The organism is Streptomyces sp. Q6 (genome assembly GCF_036967205.1).
Classification (GTDB): domain Bacteria; phylum Actinomycetota; class Actinomycetes; order Streptomycetales; family Streptomycetaceae; genus Streptomyces; species Streptomyces citrinus.
The window spans coordinates 7,950,726-7,968,485 of sequence record NZ_CP146022.1; the positions used below are offsets into that span (position 1 = coordinate 7,950,726).

The 17,760-nt window shown below is 72.2% G+C and carries 15 protein-coding genes and 1 pseudogene; 4 read left to right on the forward strand and 12 right to left on the reverse strand.

Features of this window, described 5'->3' with window-relative positions; genetic code table 11:
* Positions 1-2: 2 nt before the first annotated feature.
* Complete coding sequence (locus V2W30_RS36510; RefSeq protein WP_338702885.1) at positions 3-3,332, forward strand: glycosyltransferase; 3,330 nt, start codon at positions 3-5, stop codon at positions 3,330-3,332.
* An 85-nt stretch (positions 3,333-3,417) separates the two neighbouring features.
* On the opposite strand, the gene V2W30_RS36515 is transcribed toward V2W30_RS36510, so the two are convergent.
* From V2W30_RS36515 to V2W30_RS36540, 7 genes and pseudogenes are all read right to left on the reverse strand, one after another.
* Positions 3,418-4,092 carry a DUF4389 domain-containing protein gene (locus V2W30_RS36515; protein ID WP_338702886.1) on the reverse strand — a complete coding sequence of 225 codons (675 nt, stop codon included), beginning with the start codon at positions 4,090-4,092 and terminating at the stop codon, positions 3,418-3,420.
* Between the two features lie 77 nt (positions 4,093-4,169).
* Positions 4,170-4,709, reverse strand: a complete 540-nt coding sequence (locus tag V2W30_RS36520) for a universal stress protein (protein WP_338702887.1) — start codon at positions 4,707-4,709, stop codon at positions 4,170-4,172.
* Between the two features lie 17 nt (positions 4,710-4,726).
* Positions 4,727-5,053 (reverse strand): annotated as a pseudogene (locus V2W30_RS41765) (universal stress protein); the annotation flags it as partial.
* Positions 5,054-5,372: 319 nt separating this feature from the next.
* Entirely contained in the window at positions 5,373-5,639 is a 267-nt protein-coding gene (locus V2W30_RS36525) for an SHOCT domain-containing protein (protein ID WP_338702888.1), read from the reverse strand.
* Positions 5,640-5,786: 147 nt separating this feature from the next.
* A complete protein-coding gene (locus V2W30_RS36530) occupies positions 5,787-6,692 on the reverse strand; it encodes a carbohydrate ABC transporter permease (protein WP_338702889.1) in 906 nt (301 codons plus the stop codon).
* A gap of 17 nt (positions 6,693-6,709) precedes the next feature.
* Positions 6,710-7,645, reverse strand: a complete 936-nt coding sequence (locus V2W30_RS36535; RefSeq protein ID WP_338702890.1) for a sugar ABC transporter permease — start codon at positions 7,643-7,645, stop codon at positions 6,710-6,712.
* Positions 7,642-9,087 (reverse strand): extracellular solute-binding protein, encoded by a 1,446-nt coding sequence (locus V2W30_RS36540; protein WP_338702891.1) that lies wholly within the window; start codon positions 9,085-9,087, stop codon positions 7,642-7,644. The genes V2W30_RS36535 and V2W30_RS36540 overlap by 4 nt, the downstream gene beginning before the upstream one ends.
* Positions 9,088-9,317: 230 nt before the next feature.
* Between V2W30_RS36540 and V2W30_RS36545 the strand changes: the two genes are divergently transcribed.
* Positions 9,318-10,907: a glycoside hydrolase family 32 protein gene (locus tag V2W30_RS36545; RefSeq protein ID WP_338702892.1), complete on the forward strand. Its 1,590-nt coding sequence runs from the start codon at positions 9,318-9,320 to the stop codon at positions 10,905-10,907.
* Positions 10,908-10,981: 74 nt separating this feature from the next.
* Here V2W30_RS36545 and V2W30_RS36550 read toward each other — a convergent pair whose 3' ends face one another.
* Complete coding sequence (locus V2W30_RS36550) at positions 10,982-11,887, reverse strand: carbohydrate kinase (protein WP_338702893.1); 906 nt, start codon at positions 11,885-11,887, stop codon at positions 10,982-10,984.
* Between the two features lie 447 nt (positions 11,888-12,334).
* Between V2W30_RS36550 and V2W30_RS36555 the strand changes: the two genes are divergently transcribed.
* Complete coding sequence (locus tag V2W30_RS36555) at positions 12,335-13,762, forward strand: glycoside hydrolase family 32 protein (protein WP_338702894.1); 1,428 nt, start codon at positions 12,335-12,337, stop codon at positions 13,760-13,762.
* A gap of 18 nt (positions 13,763-13,780) precedes the next feature.
* Here the strand turns inward: V2W30_RS36555 and V2W30_RS36560 are convergent, their stop codons facing one another.
* The 4 genes from V2W30_RS36560 to V2W30_RS36575 all read right to left on the reverse strand — a co-directional run bounded on the left by V2W30_RS36560 (position 13,781) and on the right by V2W30_RS36575 (position 16,664).
* Positions 13,781-14,812 (reverse strand): LacI family DNA-binding transcriptional regulator, encoded by a 1,032-nt coding sequence (locus V2W30_RS36560; RefSeq protein ID WP_338702895.1) that lies wholly within the window; start codon positions 14,810-14,812, stop codon positions 13,781-13,783.
* A gap of 180 nt (positions 14,813-14,992) precedes the next feature.
* Complete coding sequence (locus V2W30_RS36565) at positions 14,993-15,412, reverse strand: (R)-mandelonitrile lyase (RefSeq protein ID WP_338702896.1); 420 nt, start codon at positions 15,410-15,412, stop codon at positions 14,993-14,995.
* Between the two features lie 28 nt (positions 15,413-15,440).
* A complete protein-coding gene (locus V2W30_RS36570; protein WP_338702897.1) occupies positions 15,441-16,283 on the reverse strand; it encodes an SDR family oxidoreductase in 843 nt (280 codons plus the stop codon).
* Between the two features lie 57 nt (positions 16,284-16,340).
* Positions 16,341-16,664 carry a carboxymuconolactone decarboxylase family protein gene (locus V2W30_RS36575; protein WP_338702898.1) on the reverse strand — a complete coding sequence of 108 codons (324 nt, stop codon included), beginning with the start codon at positions 16,662-16,664 and terminating at the stop codon, positions 16,341-16,343.
* A 220-nt stretch (positions 16,665-16,884) separates the two neighbouring features.
* Between V2W30_RS36575 and V2W30_RS36580 the strand changes: the two genes are divergently transcribed.
* A complete protein-coding gene (locus V2W30_RS36580; protein ID WP_338702899.1) occupies positions 16,885-17,751 on the forward strand; it encodes a helix-turn-helix transcriptional regulator in 867 nt (288 codons plus the stop codon).
* Positions 17,752-17,760 lie beyond the last annotated feature (9 nt).

The following is a 17,760-nucleotide window of genomic DNA, read 5'->3' on the forward strand; positions in this document are numbered from 1 at the left end:
CGATGAGCGGCACAGGACAGGAGGCCGACACCCGACCGGCGCCCCGCCGCAGCCACATACCGGGGCCGTGGCCGGCCGCCCTCCTGTTCGCGCTGGCGCTGACGCTCGGGATGCTGCTCCTGCACGGCTATGTGCACGGCGAGTTCGGCGCGGACCACCGCGTACACCGGCCCGCCGCCACCGGCCGGGTCCCCGACGAGGTGCTGCGCGGCGGCCCGGTCGTCGACTTCAGCGGCCCCCGGGCCCGCAGCCACCGCATCCCGGACCACGTCATCGCCCTCACCTTCGACGACGGCCCCGACCCGACATGGACGCCGCGCGTGCGACAGATCCTCGACCGGTACGACGTCGACGGCACGTTCTTCGTCGTCGGCGCCGCCGCCGCCCGCGAGCCCGCGCTCGTACGGGACCTGGTCGCGTCGGGGCACGAGATCGGCATCCACACTTTCACCCACCCCGATCTCGCACACCGGTCCGCGGCCGGACTCGACCGCGAACTGGCCCAGTCCCAAATGGCGTTGGCGGGCGCGGCAGGCGTGCACAGCACCGTCGTGCGCCCGCCGTACTCCGCCACGGCCGCCGACCTCGACGACCGGTCCTGGCCGGTGGTGCGCAGCCTGGGCGAGAGGGGGTACGTCACCGTCCTCACGGACGTGGACGGCGAGGACTGGCGGCGCCCGGGAACGGACGCCGTCGTCGAGCGGGTCACCCGCACCCTGCACGGCCGTGGCGCCGTGGTTCTGCTGCACGACGCCGGGGGAGACCGGTCCCAGACGGTGCGCGCGCTGGAGCGGATCGTGCCCGAGCTCAAGAGCCGCGGTTACCGGTTCGCCACCGTCACCGAGGCGCTCGGCGCCGACGACGCCCGACATCGCGTCCACGGAGCCGCGTTGTGGAGTGGCCGGACCTTCGTCGCCGCCGTCGTGACCGCCGACCGGATCGTGCCGGCCCTGGCCGTGCTGCTCGCCGTGGTCGGCGCCCTGGTGCTCCTCCGGCTGGCCACCATGGTGCTCCTGGCCCACCGGCACGCCCGTACGCGCGGCGGCCCGGACTTCTCCTGGGGGCCGGAGGTCACCGAGCCCGTCAGCGTGGTGATCCCGGCCTACAACGAACGGGAATGCATCGCCCAGACGGTGCTGTCCGTGGTCGGCGGTACGCACCCGGTCGAGGTCGTCGTGGTGGACGACGGCTCCACCGACGGCACGGCCGACATCGTGCGGCGGCTCGGCCTGCCGGGCGTCGTCCTCGTCCGACAGCGCAACCGGGGCAAGGCCGCGGCGCTGAACACCGGAGTGGCCCGCGCCTCGCACGAGCTGATCGTCATGATGGACGGCGACACCGTCTTCGAGCCCGACACCGTGCACCGGCTGGTGCAGCCCTTCGCCCGCCGTCGTACCGGCGCCGTGGCGGGCAACACCAAGGTCGGCAACCGGCGCCGGCTGCTGGGCGGCTGGCAGCACCTCGAATACGTGACGGGCCTCAACCTCGACCGGCGCATGTACGACCTGCTCCGCTGCATCCCCACGGTGCCGGGCTCCGTCGGCGCCTTCCGGCGCACCGCGCTGCGGCACATCGGCGGCGTGAGCGGCGACACCCTCGCCGAGGACACCGACCTCACCATGGCGCTGCACCGAGGTGGTTGGGACGTCGTCTACGAAGAGCGCGCCCGCGGCTGGACCGAGGCGCCGCAGAGCATCCGCCAGCTGTGGCGACAGCGCTACCGGTGGAGCTACGGCACGCTGCAAGCGATGTGGAAGCACCGCCACGCCGTCGTGGAACGCGGCCACGCGGGCCACTTCGGACGCTACGGCCTCGTCCTCGTCGTCCTGTTCACGGCACTCACCCCGCTCCTGGCGCCGCTCATCGACCTGTTCCTGCTGTACGGGCTGCTCTTCCAGGACCCCGAGCGCACCCTCCTCGTGTGGGGCGGGCTGCTGGCGGTGCAGACGCTCTGCGCGGGCTACGCGCTCCACCTGGACGGCGAGAAACTGCGCGCCCTGTGGGCGCTGCCGCTCCAGCAGATCGTCTACCGGCAACTCCTCTACCTGGTACTGCTGCAATCCTGCGCGACGGCGGTGACGGGGGCCCGGCTGCGCTGGCACAAACTCCGCCGCACCGGCCTGGTGACCGCTCCGGCGACGCCGGAACGGCAGCGCACGCGGCAGTCGCCGACCCCCGTACCCCCATCCGGACCGAGCGCGAAACCACCCCTTCCACCGACTGCGAATCCGACCGCTCGACCGGCCGGAAAGCCGCCCAGGAACCTCTATCTCGACTTCCTGCGCGCCCTGGCCCTGGTGCGGGTGGTCACCTATCACACCTTCAACTGGGCCTGGCTCACCTTCGCCTTCCCCGCGATGGGCGTCATGTTCGCCCTGGCCGGCTCCCTGATGGCCAGGTCGCTCGACCGGCACGACCGCAGCGCGCCGACGGTCGTACGGGCCCGTATGCGACGCCTGCTGCCTCCCTTGTGGATGTTCGGGCTCTGCGTGCTCACCGCGATGTTCGCGCACGGCTGGACGCCCGCCGAGGCAGGCCCAGGAACGTCGCGCGGATGGCCCGAACTGCTGTGGTGGATCGTGCCGCTGAACGATCCGCCCGCGGCGGACACCGAATGGGCCCGACAGATCGTCGCCCCTCTCTGGTACGTCCGCGCGTACCTCCTCTTCGTCCTGTTCTCCCCGCCGCTGCTGCGTCTGTTCCGGTGGCGGCCGTGGTGGTGCGTGGCCGGGTTCCTGGCCCTCGCGGCGCTGATCCGGACCGGAAGCGTTCCCTTTCCGGAGCGCCTCGACGGGCCGGTCACCGACTTCGTCACCTTCGGTGCCTGCTGGCTCCTCGGCTTCGCCCATCGTGACCGGCTCGTCGGCCGCCTTCCGGTCGCGCGCGTCGTAGCGCTGTCGGTGCTCGTCATGGCGATGGGCGGCTGGTACGCGCTGACCCACGGGGCCGACGCCGGATACGACCTGGGCGAGATCCCGTTCGCGCAGGCGCTGTGGTCGTTCGGCTTCGTCCTGCTTCTGCTGCGCCTGTCGCCGCGAGGCGACCAGTGGGTGCGACGCCTGCGGCCCGTGCACGCCACCGTGGTGCTGCTCAACGCCCGTGCGGTGACGGTCTACCTCTGGCACGAAGTGGCCCTGGTCCTCGGGGTGCTTCTCATCGACCAGTTGTGGAAGGTCCACGCGCTGGAGACGGCCCTGCCCCTGGGCGCCGACTGGTTCCTCTTCCTCGTCGTGTGGCCGCTCATCGGCGCGGCGATCCTGCTGGTCGGCTGGGTCGAGGACCGCGCGGCCGAGCGACCCGTCCGGCTCTGGCCGGGGGTGTCAGGTTCCTGACCCGGCGGGTGGTCGGCGCCGTAGCGCCAGGGACGAGCCGGGCGGCGAACGGGGCGAGCCCGCCGAGGTTCCGCAGCACGCACGTTCACAGGTGCTCCAGATCCTCCAGGTGCTGACCCGGCTCCGTTCCGCCCATGTCGAGCCGGAACGGCGGGTACGAGTCGGTCATCAGGGCCACGTAGGCGGCGACCCGCAGCACCCACCGGTTGAGCCCGATGACCAGGTCGAACAGGCCCCGCGGGTAGGCGGCGGTGAAGGCCAGCGCCACCCCGGCGATCAACGCGAGGACGGAGATGAGCCCGCCGTCCCAGCCGCCCAGGTGGTACCCGCCGAGGAAGAGCCCGACGACGATGTAGTGCGGAATCGCCAGCAGCCACCACTTCACCAGGACCAGGCCGCGCGACAACCGCGGCGGCCGGTCGATGTCGAGCCGCGTGGGGTAGCCGGATTCCTCGCCCAGGCTGAAGGGCGGATACCGGTCCGTCGCGAGAGCGCCGTACGAGTAGTAGGCGACGCGCCAACTCCAGCGCAGCACACCGAGATTGAAGTCGAAGAGGGACCGTGGGTAGTGCTGGGTGAAGAGGATGGAGAAGAAGGCGACCACACTCACCGCGGTGAACGCGATCCACAGGAAGAACAGCACCACGTAGTGGGGGATCAGCAGGAACCACTTCACCAGCCACAGCCACCGGGACAGCGACGGATCCAGCTCGGCATCGACCCGGACCGGGTGGTGCGTCGGCTTCGGCGGAGTTGTCATGACGGTGTGCTCCTTCGGACGGACCGGCACGTGCTCCCGCAGGACGTCGGATCAGGCCATGGGACGAAGACGCAGAGTCAGGGCGCCAGGCGCGGCCTCGAGGTCACGGCGTCCGGGACGGGGACCAGGACGATCGGGCAGGCCGCATGGTGCGCGGCAGCGTGGGCCACGACCCCCAGCCGGGGCCGGGCGGCGTGCGGCGCGTGGCGGCCGAGGATGGCGAGGGACGCGTGCCGGGCGGCGGCGATCACGGCCTGGGCGGGAACATCGTCGTGGCAGACCTCCTCCACCCGCACGCCGGGGTACTTGTCACGCCACGGCAGCAGGGCCTCGGTCAGCTGCCGTGCGGCGCGCCTGACCTGTGGCCGGCTGCCGTGGTGCGAGGTGGAGAGCGGGTACGAGCGCAGCGTCGGCCCGGGCGCGGCGTACAGCGCCCGCAGGGGCAGCCCGCGCAGCGCGGCCTCCTCGAAGGCGAAGGCGAACAGCGCACCGGTGTCTGCCTGATCGTGCCCGGCGTCGACCGCCAGCAGGATCGGCCCGGGCGGCGGAGCGGGCCGTACGAGGGTGACAGGGAAGCCCGCCCCGGCGGCGACGGCGTCCGTGGTGGAGCCGACCACCAGCGGCGAGACGGTGCCGAGCCCCGGGACCCGATGACCAGCAACTCCGCCTCGTCGCCCGCCGCGAGGAGCGCCGCGCGCGGTGCGGCCCCCATGAGCCGCGTGTGGATCTCCAGGCGGGGACGGCGGCTGCGCAGCCGCTCGGCGGCCAGGTCCAGCGAGCGCAGGGACCAACGGCGCCGCTCGACCGCCTCCGCGGCGTCCGGGACGGCTCCGTACGAGGCGGGCCAGGCCGCCACGAGACGCAGGGCCGTGTCCCGGAGTTCGGCCTCGTGGGCCGCCCACTCGGCGGCCGAGAGACTGGCGGCACTGCCGTCGATTCCGGCGATGACGGGGCGGGGCACGATCGCTCACCTCCGTGAGGAAGGGACGGACGAGGTCGCGTACCGGGCCCACTCTCCCGGCTGCGCCCCCGCCCGACGAGAGCATGTGGGCCCCACCCCAGGGCCGAACGGCCCCTGCCTGTAGGGGACTTCGCTGCGACGGACCGTCAGCCGTGCCTCAGGGGTGTTCGTCCTCTGCCTCCCCGGACGGCAGGTGAGGGTGCCTTCACGGCCCTCGTCGACCGACTCTTCGCCAAGAACTGACAGCAAGAACTGTCAGCGCACCGTGCCGGTCATCGACCACGACGACGACCGGCACGGTGCGCTGTCGGCGTCGACGTCAGCGTTTCGTGAGCGGGTCGGCCGTGTGCAGGACGGCCAGGCGCCCTCGGTACTCGTCCTCGTCGATCTCGCCCCGGGCGAAGCGCTCGGCGAGCAGCCGCTCGGGCGCGGCTGGTGCGGACGAACGCGAGGGCTCGGGAGGGTGGGGGAAGGCCCGGAAGATCAGGACGACGGCGGTGACGGTCAGCGCCCAGAACACGAGGGTGCCGACCGACATGCCGAACCAGCCCCAGCCACCCGGATCATGTCCGTTCCAGAACATCATGGCGAAGCACCTCCCAGTCATGTCATTGCCACTCTCGCCCACGCGCCGACACGAGGGCAGGGGCCGACAGGACCTCGGAACGGGGCCCTTCCTTCCCCGCTCGGGTACGGGTAGCACGGTCTCTCCCGTCACCGAACTTCCAGCCCGTCAGCCCTTCAGCCCCGACGACGTGATCCCCTCCCGCAGCGGTCGCTGCCCGATCACGAACACCACCACGGCGGGGATCATCGACAGCACGACTCCCGCGAGCACGACGGAGATCGACCCCGTGCCGAGGTTCCCCTGGAGCGAGACCAGGCCGAGCGGCATCGTGAAGTTCTGGTTGCTGGTCTCCAGGATCAGCGGCCGGAAGAACTCGTTCCAGTGGTAGTTGAAGGCGAGGACCCCGACGATCGCGAGTCCCGGGGTCGCCAGTGGCGCGTACACCGAGCGGAAGACACGCCACGGCCCGGCCCCGTCGATCATCGCCGCCTCGCCCAGCTCCTTCGGCATCGTGAGGAAGTACTGCCGCATCAGGAACGTGCCGAACGCGGTCGGGACCGCGGGCACGATCAGCGCGAGCAGCGTGTCCGTCAGCCCCATCCCCTTCAGGATCAGGAACACCGGCACGATGGTGACCTGGACCGGGACCATCATCGTGGCGAGCACGAGCCCGAACAGCGGGCGCTTGAACCGGAAGTCGAGCCGCGCGAACGCGTACCCGGCGAGACCGGCCGTGATCATCTGGCCGACGGCGATGAGGCCGGTCACCAGGGCCGAGTTGAGCGCGAAGAGCCAGACGTCGATCTGGTCGAAGACCTGCCGGTACGCCGACAGAGTGCCGTGCGCCGGGATCAGCTGCGGCGGCAGGTCGAAGGACTCGGCCGGCGAGCGCAGCGACGTGGACACCGTCCACACCACGGGCCCGATGGTGAACAGCGCGACGACGAGCAGTCCGCAGACGCGCGCGACGGTACCGAGCCGCCGCGCGGTGAGGGAGCCGACCCGCTCGCGCAGCCGGTCCGGCGAGGACGAGTGGGTGGACGAGGAAGGGGAGTACGACGCTGAGGTCATGGCGGGGGAGGGGCCTCTCACTGGTAATGCACGAAGCGGCGGCTGAGGCGGAACTGAAGCGCGGTCACGGCGAGGATCAGCACGAAGAGCACCACGCCCACGGCCGAGGCCTCGCCGAACCGGAGCTGCTCGAAGGCGGTCTGGTAGAGGACCATCACCGCGGTGCGCGTCGAGTCGCCCGGCCCGCCGTCGGTGAGCACGTACGGCTGCTCGAAGACCTGTAGCGCGTTGATCACGCCGACCACCGAGGCGACGAGCAGGGTGGGCGAGAGCAGCGGGATGGTGATCCGCAGGTGCTTGCGCAGCCCGGTCGCGCCGTCCATCGCGGCGGCCTCGTGCAGTTCGCGCGGGATGTTGGCGAGTCCGCCGACGAACAGCAGGAAGGAGAAGCCGAATTGCTGCCACACGTAGACGAGGACGACCGCCGCCATGGCCCAGCCCTCGGAGGTGAGCCAGGGCACGGGGGAGGCGCCGACCTGTCCGAGCAGCCAGTTGACGACGCCGAAGTCCTGGTTGAACAGGTACTTCATGACGACCGAGATGGACGCCGCCGACAGCACGAGCGGGAAGAAGAAGGCGGAGCGCAGCGCCTGTTGGATCCATCGCGGCATCCGCCCTTGCAGCGCCAGCGCGAGGACGAGCGCGACGACGAGCTGGAGCGTCACGGCGAGGACCATGAACAGGAGCGTGTTGCGGAACGCGGTGAGGATGGAGGAATCCGCCGTCAGCTCGCGGTAGTTGGCGAGACCCGCGGGCGTGGGGGAGTCGATGACGTCCCAGTGGAAGAACGACAGGACCACCGAGCCCACGATGGGCACCACGGTGAAGACGACGACGCCGAGCACGGTCGGTGCGAGGAACAGCCAGGCGGTGACGCGCGCGGCGCGGCTCCGTCCGGCACGGGCGGGGATGCTCTTGGGGGTGCGCACGGGGGTACTCACAGGGGTGCTCATATGTCACGCTCCATGGCGCGTTCCAGGTCCCGTTGCAGTGCCCGCAGGGCGGGCCTGACGCTGCCGGGGCTGCCGAGCGCGGTCGCGGTGTGCTTGGTCAGGGCGAGGTCGACGGCGGCGACCTGCGGCGGGGCCGGGATCGGCCCGGTGGTGGGGAAGCGGTCGAGGGTGTCGTAGAAGATCTCCCAGTGGGCGGGGCCGGTCTTCGCGTACCGCTCGGCGGTGAGCATGGAGCGCCGCGCCGGGGTGGTCTGGTTCGCCTGGAACAGCCGCGTCATCACGTCCTTGCGGACCGCGTACTTGACGAACTCCCACGCCTCGTCCTGCCGCTTCGATGTGCGCAGGATCGCGTATCCGGCGGCCCCGTACTGGTGCCGCTGGGTGCGCCAGCGCGGGAAGAACTGCGCGTCGTACGCGTCCCGTTCGACACCCGCCGCGCTCAGCCCGCCGGCCCAGAAACCGCCGGCCGGAGTGGCGCCGACCCGCCCGGTGGAGAACGCGCCGATCAGGTTCGTCCCGCTGCCGCCCTCGGGACGGGAGCACAGGCCGTCGTGGACGAGCGAGGCCAGATACTCGTAGACCTCCTCCACGCGCGCGTCCAGCGCCTGCGGGGTGGTCCAGCGGAAGCCGCCACCGCGTCCGCGCCGCGCCTTCGGCTCGTAGAAGGTGTCCCAGAGCCAGTCGCCGCCCGGGGCCTTGGACTCGCTGAGGATGTTCGTGCCGTTCGCGAAGAGCCACGGAACGACGCCGCCCCACAGGCGGTTGGTCCAGAAGAACGGGGTGAAGCCCCGGCCGCCGGCCCGCTTCATGTCGCGCAGCAGCCCGGTGAAGTCGTCGCGGGTCCAGTCGGCGGGCGGGAGCGTGGCGTGCGTGCGGTCGAGGACCTTCTTGCTGAGGTACATGTCGGCCGCGTTGAACTCGACCGGCAGCTGGTACAGCGACCCCTCGTACATCATCGACTCGACGAGCGAGGGGTGGACGTCGGCGAAGAACTCCCGCAGTTCGTCGGCGTCCCGTCGCACCCAGGGGTCGAGCGCGACGCCGAGCCGGTCGGCGAAGAGCTGCACGCCCTCGGTCGCCACGTACACCACGTCGGGGGCGCTGCCGGCCGCGATCTGGGTCAGGATCTTGGAGAAGAAGTCGCTCCAGTCGGTGGCCTGGACGGCGAGCAGCCGGACCTTGACGCCGGGGTGCAGCCGCTGGAAGTCCTCGACCAGAACGCTCTGCTGGCTCGGATCGATCGCCGAACCGAGGATGGCGACGGTGAGCATGGACCCGTCGCGGCCCGGGATGTCGGAGGCCGTGAGCCGGTCCCAGTGGGCGGCGGTGGAGGCGAGTCCGGCCGCCGCGAGGGTGTAGCCGCCGGCGCGCAGCAGGGTCCGGCGGCCGGGACCGGTACGGCGTGACGGGGCGGGAGCGGGGGACGGCACTGGTGTCGTCATGCCTGCCGTCCCGGGGCGATGGGGAACATCAAGTCGGGCCTAACTCGTGATAGTTGCGGTGACTTCCGGATGATGGGAGGGGCGGGAGGGTCGCGTCAAGAGGGTGGACCAAGGAATTTTCGCCCACCCCACACCCCTTGCGGGGCTTGACCTATCACGAGTTAGGTTACGTGCCCGAGGGGTCCGGCGCGGACGGCGCGACCCCCGCCCCCCGATCGAGAGGCCGCCCCATGACGATCAGACCTGTGACCCGCCGAGCCGCACTCCTCGGGGCCTCGGCCCTGGGCGCCCTGGCCCTGCCCGCCCCCGCTGCCCGGGCCGGGACCGCGGCCGACGCCGGGACCGGAGCCGGAGCGAAGCCCAAGTCCACGACGGCGCTGGGCAGTTACCGAGCCGCCTATCACTTCACGATCCCGGACAACTGGAAGAACGACCCGCAGCGCCCGATCTGGATCGACGGCGCGTACGCGTACTACACGCTCTACAACGCCGACTACATCACCGGCGCCGAAGGCACCGCCTGGCGTCTCGCCACCTCCACCGACCTGGTGCGTCACAGCGACCAGGGCGTCGCGCTGCCGAAGGACACGACCGCCGCGGGCGACGCCTGGTCGGGCAGCGCGGTCGTCGACGAGGAGAACACGGCCGGCTTCGGCGCGGGCGCGGTGATCGCCCTCGTGACGATGGAACCGGACGCGGCGGCCGACTCCCAGGCGCAGTACCTGTGGTACTCCACCGACTCCGGCCGCACCTTCCGCCCGTACGGCACGCGACCGGTCCTGGCCAACCCCGGGGTCAAGGACTTCCGCGACCCCAAGATCGTCCGCGACACGGACCGCGACCGCTGGGTGATGGCTCTCGCCGAGCGCGACAAGATCGGCCTCTACACCTCCGGCGACCTCACGTCCTGGACGTACCGGAGCGGCTTCGTGCGCGACGGCTACGGCACCCTCGAATGCCCCGACCTGTTCCGCATCAAGGCCGCGGACGGCACCTCGCACTGGGTCCTCGCCGCGAGCGCCAACGGCTCAGCGCGGGGACTGCCCGCCACCTACGCCTACTGGACCGGCGACTTCGACGGCGAGACCTTCACCGCCGACGCGGACGCGCCGCAGTGGCTGGACCACGGCCCGGACTGGTACGCGGGCGTCACCTGCGAGAAGCGGGCGGCGGACGGCACGGTCGACCCGGCGGCCCGGTACGCCTTCGCCTGGACGAACAACTGGGAGTACCCCCACAACACCCCCACCCTCATCGCCGACGGCTTCAACGGCACCGACTCGATCACCCGGGAGATCACCCTCCAACGGGCTGGCGACGGGACCTACTTCCTCGCCTCGCGTCCCACCCCGGCCCTCGACGCCTACGTCACACGGACCCAGCGGCTCGGTGACGTGACGGTGGACGGCGCCAAGACCCTCGACCACACGGGCACGGCCTACGAGATCCGCGGCGAACTGCGGTGGACCCCCGGCAGCACCGAGAACGTCGGCCTTCAGCTCCGCAAGGCCCCCGGTGGGACCCGTCACGTCGACGTGGGTGTGTACGTCGCGGGCGGCTACGCCTACGTGAACCGTGGCGGCACGCTGTATCCCGGCGGCACGCGCGAGACCCACACGCCGGTGGACGCGAGCGCCGGGAAGGTGGCGCTGCGGATCCTCGTGGACCGCACGACGGTGGAGGTGTTCGTGGGCGACGGCCGCTATGTCCACACCCACCAGGCGTTCGGCCTGCCCGGCGACGACCGTGTCGCCCTGTACGCCTCGGGCGGCCCGGCCGTCTTCGGGGACCTGGAGATCCGCGAGTACGGACTGGGCTGAGCTCCCTCGCTCCCGGTCCCCGGGGTGCCCGCCGACGTGCGGGCACCCCGGCACGGGGTCAAGTGCTGCTCGTCTCAGACGAGTTCATGGGCGTACGGGGGTTCCGCTCCCGCCCGGGACACCGTGACCGCGGCCGCCCGCGCGGCGAAGGAGAGCACGTCGCGCCATCGGGCCTCGCCCAAGGCCGACATCGCCTCCCCGGACAGCGCGTCGTGGGCGGCGAGGCGGTGCAGGAGCGCGGCGTTGACCGTGTCGCCCGCACCGATCGTGTCCGCGACCGGCACCCGTACCGCGGGCACGGTCACCTCGCCCGCGCGCGTGAGGACGGTCAGACCCTCGCCGCCGCGCGTGATCACCACGGCGGAAGGGCCGTGCCCGAGCCAGGAGTCGGGGTCGCCGCCCAGCCAGCGGGCGTCGTCGTCGGACAACTTGACCAGCGTGGTGCTCGGCAGCCAGGAGCGGAAGCGGGCCCGATAGGCGTCCGGGTCAGGGATTATTCCGGGCCGGATGTTCGGGTCGAGGGCGGTGCACACGCCGCGCGCGTGGGCGCGGCGCAGCAACTCCTCGTACGCGCTCGCGCCCGGTTCGAGCACCAGGGAGCAGGTGCCGAACGACACCGCCCTTGTCCCGTGCGGAAGTTCGCGCGGCGCGCTGAACAGGCGGTCCGCGGTGCCTTCGACGTAGAACGTGTAGCCGGCCGAACCGTCCGGGCCGAGCGCGGCCACCGCGAGCGTCGTCGGCTCGTCGCCGCGCTGCACATGCGTGACGTCGACTCCCGCCGCCCGCAGGCCGTCGAGCAGCTCCTGCCCGAACGCGTCGCGCGACAGACGGGACAAGAACGCGGTCCGCTCGCCGAGCCGGCCGAGCGCCACGGCGGTGTTGTACGGGCCACCGCCACGCTTGGGGGCGAGGGGGGCCAAGGGGCCGCAGCCGGGCTGCGGGACGAGGTCGACGAGAGCCTCGCCGGCGACGACGATCACGGGCGGATTCCTTTCGGGGCGATGGGGGACGCGGGCGGGTTCGTTCGGGGGCGGTGACGATCGCGAGCGGGTTCCTTCGCGGTGGTGGCGATCACGGGCGGATTCCCTCCGGTGTCTGCGGGTCGTCGCGGCGGGGGCGGCGCTGGGGCCCGCCGGGGACTCGGCTGGTGGCCTGGTCGGGACCGGGGCGCGACCCCGGTCGGAACCTGAGGCGCGCTCCGGGCCGAGCCTGCGCACGGTCCTGGCGGGGCGCGGGACAGGGCCCCGTCCGGTCCCGGCGCGAGGCCCTCGCGGGACCCGGCGTGCGGTACCGCCGGGGACTCGACGTATACGGGAGCAGCGAAGCTATCACGTGTTAGGTTGCGCTGCGCAGGGCGTACGTGAAGGGCCGTCGGCCCGGTCCGCCGCCCCGCACCCCCCGTTCACGACGTCGAGGAGTCATGCCGCATGCCGCACGTCACGCACCTCGCCCCGCAGGCCCCCGGCAGCGTTCAGGCCGCCGACCGTTCGGCGCCGCGCCACCATGTGCGGCCCGCCGCGGGCAACTGGTGCAACGACCCCAACGGGCCGCTCCACCACGACGGCCGCTACCACCTCTTCTTCCAGCACAACCCCCACGAACCGGTGTGGGGCGACATCCACTGGGGCCACGCGTCGAGCCCCGACCTGGTGCGCTGGACCGACCACGGCATCGCGTTGGAGCCCAGCCCCGAGCTGCCCGACCGCCTCGGCGCCTGGTCCGGCTGCGCGCTCGTCGAGGACGGCGTGCCGACCGCCGTCTACACCGGGATGAACCGCCACGACGGCCTCGGCACGGTCATGCTGGCGCGCGCCACGGACCCGGAGATCACCCGCTTCGACGCGCTGCCCCGCCCGGTGGTCGACGGCCCGCCGCCGGGGCTCGACCTGCTCGCCTTCCGGGACCCGTACGTCTTCACGTACGAGGGCCGCCGCTGGGCCCTCGTCGGCGCGGGACACCGGGGTGCCGTGCCGCGCCCCGACGTCCTCGTGTACCGGATCGACGAGGAGTCCCTCGACGCGCCCTGGGAATGGGCCGGTTCACTCCTCGACGCCGAGGCTCCCGCCGCGGCCCGGCACGCGATGCCGGCCACCGCCTGGGAGTGCCCCGCGCTGATTCCGGTGCGGGAGGGGCGGTGGCTGCTCATCCTGTCGCTCTGGATCGACGGCGTCACCTACACGGCGACCCACCTCGGCGGCACGCTCCGCACCGAGGGCGACGGACTGCGGTTCGTCCCGGACGACGGCGGACTCCTCGACCACGGCCGGGACTTCTACGCCCCCACCGCGCTCGTCGAGCACGACCGGGTCCTGGTGTGGGGGTGGAGCTGGGAGTCCCGTACCGAGGCCGAATCGGTGGCCGCGGGCTGGGCCGGCTGCCTCACGTACCCCCGCGAGATCGGGCTGCATCCCGACGGCACCGTGCGGCACGCCTTCGCCCGTGAACTGACCGCCCTGCGCGGACGAGAGCTGCCCGTCGGAGCCGAACTGCCGCCCGCGTACGAGATCCAGGCCGACATCCGCACGCGGGAACCGGACGCCGAAGTGACCGTGCGCCTCGGCGACGCGGTCTCGGTCCGCGTCAATCCCACACGCGGCACGGTGACGCTGGACCGCACGGAGGTTCCCGCCTCGGCGACGCGCCCGTATCCCCGTACCGGCACGGTGACCGCCACCGGCCCGACCGGTGCCGACGGCCGCCTCCGCGTCCTCGTCGACGGACCGCTCGTCGAGGTGATCTGGGACGAGCGGGTGGCGCTCACGGAGAAGATCCATCCGGCGCCGCGGGGCAGGCTGGCGATCGAGGTCGCGCGGGGCGGCGCGGAGGTCGAGGTCGCGGCGTGGGAACACCCGTGACCGGGGTGGCCGGGCGGGTCAGTCGTGCGCCGGGGCCGCCACCGAACCGCGGCTGACGACCGGGCAGTCCAGGCGCCGCACCCGCTCCGTCGCGACGGGTTCGCCGGACTCCACCGAGTCGAGCAGGGTGTCCACGGCGGCGGCGCCCATCGCGTGATGCGACAGCGCCACGGTCGTGAGGGCCGGGACCAGATGCGCGGCCATCTGGTCCTGGTCGTCGTACCCGACCACCGACAGCTCCTCGGGAACCTGGATGCCGAGCCGGGCGGCGGCCAGCAACACCCCGGTCGCGACACGGTCGTTGGCGCACACGACGGCCGTCGGCCGCTCGGCCGCGTCCAGCAGCCGCAGCGCGGCGGCGTGTCCCTCGTCGATCTGCCAGCCGACCCGCCGCGACCAGCCCGGTCGCACGGACAGGCCCGCCGCGCGCAGACCGTCGGTGAAGCCGCGGGCCCGGTCGTCGGCGGCGATGTTGCCCTCGGGGCCGCCCACCAGGGCGATGTCCCGATGTCCGGCCGTGAGCAGCACGTCCACGGCGCTGCGTCCGCCGGCGTGCTCGTCGGTGACCACGGCGGCGTACGAACCCTCCTCGCGCGGAAGGCAGTTGGCGAGAACGGTCCGTGCCGGATCGAGGCCCTCGGGGACGTCCGTCACGTTCAACTCCATGGCCGCGTAGACGAATCCGTCGACCCGCCGGGCCCGCAGCTCGGCGATCGCCTCGGCCTCCGCCGCGCTGTCGCTGCGCGACTCCATGAGGAGGATCTGGTGTCCGCGCGCGCGTGCCGCCTCCATCGCACCGAGGACCATGCGCCCCGCGAACGGGCTCGTCGCGATCGAGTCGCTGAGCATGCCGATCACCCCGGTGCGCCGCCCGCGCAGCGAACGCGCCACCTCGTCCGGACGGTAGCCGAGGGCGTCGGCCGCCTCCTTGATACGGGCCTGCGTCCGGGCCGACAGATTCCCCTCGGCGCGCCCGCTGAAGACGAACGACACGGCTGCCCGCGAGACTCCGGCGCGCTCGGCGACGTCGCGGGCGGTGGGGCGCTTCACGGCAGCGGCTCCTTCAGGGGGCGGCGGGAGTTGTCCGCTCGGGCACGCTCACGTGCCCGAGCGGACAAGAACAGTGGGCTCCAGTGTGCCTCCTCCTCCTGCGAGGGCCGTACGCGGCATCACATCGAGTGCGTCGGCACACGCCGGCACCCCGGCTCCCCGGCCCCGGTCAGGCGTCGCCTATCGGGTGTCGCCGGTGGCGGAGAGCGCCGCGGCGTACTGCTCGTCGGTGACCGGCTCGAGCCACGTGGTGCCGTCGCCCTGGCCGTCGCCGACCACGATGGCGATGTGGGACATGAACGTGGCGTCCGTCGCGCCGTGCCAGTGCTCCTCGCCCGCGGGGCACTTGACGGTGCCGCCGGCGCCGACCCGTACGACGTCTCCGTCCCGGGTGCCGACCAGGCCGACGCCCTCGGTGACGTAGAGGGTCTGGCCGTTGGCGTGCGCGTGCCAGTGGGTGCGGGCGCCGGGGGTGAACCGGACCAGGCCCACGGCCAGACGGGCCGGTTCAGCGGGCGCTTCGAGCAGGTTCAGGTAGACGTCGCCGGTGAAGCGCTCGGCCGGGGTCTTGACGGTGGGGGTCGACGTGACGAGTTCCATGAGTCCTTCTCCGTTGCTGTGGTGCGGGTCAGACGGCGTCCGCGTGGGCCAGGCCCGAACCCGAGCCGCGGGAGGCTTCGACCTGGGCGAGGAGTTCTTCGGCCTTGGCCTCGACGGCCTGGAGGCAGTCGTCGCCGGCGATGAACCGCAGCGGCGGCTCGTCGAGTTCGGCGACCTCGACGAGGGCGTCGGCGAGCTTGACCGGGTCCCCGGCCTGCTGCCCGTTCATGGACTCCCAGACCTTCTTGGTCTCCGCGGTGCGCTCGGCGTAGTCGTCGAGGGAGAGTTCCGCGTACGTGGTGGAGGAGTCCACCAGGAGTTCGGTGCGGAAGAAGCCGGGCTCGACGATGGTGGTGCGGATGCCGAACGGCTCGACGTCGTGGCGGAGGGACTCCATGAAGCCCTCCACGCCGAACTTGGCGGCCGAGTAGGCGACACAGAAGTCGACGCCGACCACGCCCGCGAGGGAGGAGACGGTGATGATGTGCCCGGAGCGCTGGGCGCGCAGGACGGGCAGGGCGGCGCGGGTGACGTTCATCGGGCCGAACAGGTTCGTCTCCAGTTGGGCGCGGACCTGCGCGTCGGAGAGCTCCTCGAAGAAGCCCGCGTAGAAATTGGCGGCGTTGTTGATCAGTACGTCGATGCGGCCGAAGCGGTCGACGGCGGCCCGGACCGCGGCCTCGGCGGCGGCCGGGTCGGTGATGTCCAGGGCGGTGGCCAGGAGGTTCTCCTGCTCGCCGCCGAGGGTTTCCAGGACGCGCTCGGGACGGCGCCCGGTGGCCACGACCTGGTGGCCGGCGGCCAGGGCCTGGCGGGCGATGTCCGCGCCCAGGCCGCGCCCGGCGCCGGTGATGAAGAAGACCTTGCTCATGCGGGGTGTGCTCCGTGCGTGAGGTGTGCTGTGGGTGTCGCGTGATGTGCGGTGGGCTCAGCCGGCGTCGCGTTCGTCGGCGATCTTCTTGAGCCGGGTGATCGCGGTCATGGCGTTGGGCCAGCCCGCGTAGAACGCCAGGTGCGTGATCGCCTCGGACAGTTCCTCGACGCTGAGTCCGTTGTCCAGGGCGACGCCCAGGTGGTACGGGAGCTGCTCGCCGCGGTACAGGGCGGCGAGCACGCTGACGGTGACCAGGCTGCGGTCGCGCGGTGACAGACCGGGCCGCTCCCACACGTCGCCGAACAGGACGTCGTCGGTGATCTCGACGAGCTTCGGCGCGATCCCGGCCAGCTCCTGGGGTGCGGACTGCTTCGGCATGACGGCTCCAGAGTGCGAAGGGGGCGTACCGGCACAGGCCACTGTGTGGCCCGGCCTGTCGTGCGGCAGCCGCCGCGGTCTGGCCCCGGATACCGTCCGGGAGGCCCCAGCTGCTGCCGATGTCCAGGAAATCGCAGGTCAAAGTGGTGGAGAAGGGTCTGGCGTTACAGGTACCGACAGGACCCCCCACAGGTGCGCCGTCCGATCTAGCCTGGAATGCGTGAGCACCGAGAGCGACATCCGCGAGTTCCTGGCCTCCCGCCGCGCCAGGATCACCCCGCAGCAGGCGGGACTGCCCGCCTACGGCGGCAACCGCCGCGTGCCGGGCCTGCGCCGCGAGGAGGTCGCCCTGCTCGCGGGCGTCAGCATCGACTACTACGTCCGCCTGGAACGCGGTCACCTCGCCGGCGCGTCGGACGAGGTCCTCGACTCCCTCGCCCACGCCCTCCAGCTCGACGACGCCGAGCGCGCGCACCTCTACGACCTCGCCCGTGCCGCCGCGAAGCGGCCCGCCCGCCGTACGAAGCGTGTGCGCGGACCGCTGCCGGACAGCGTCCTGCGGGTGCTGCACTCCATGACGGACTCCCCGGCCTTCATCCGCAACGGCCGCCTCGACGTCCTCGCCGCCAACGACCTGTGCCGCGCCCTGTACAGCCCGCTCTACGCGGAGAAGGGCCGGCATCCGGTGAACATCGCCCGTTTCCAGTTCCTCGACCCCGCCGGGCCCGACTTCTTCCCGAACTGGGAGGAGTCCGTGAACACCACCGTGTCCCTGCTGCGCACCGAGGCCGGGCGCGCCCCGGGCGACACCGAGCTGACCGGCCTGATCGGTGAACTGGTCACCCGCAACGACGAGTTCCGCACCGCCTGGGCCAGGCACAACGTGCGGCTGCACCACACCGGCCGCAAATCCTTCCGGCACCCCGTCGTCGGCGAGATCACCCTCGACTTCGACGCCATGGAACTCCCCGCCCGGCCCGGCCTGACCCTCACCGCCTACAGCGCCCCGCCGAACACCCCCGACCACGACCGGCTCCACCTCCTCGCCGCCTGGGCCGCCACCGAGAACGTGACCGCACCGCGGTAGCCGCCCGGC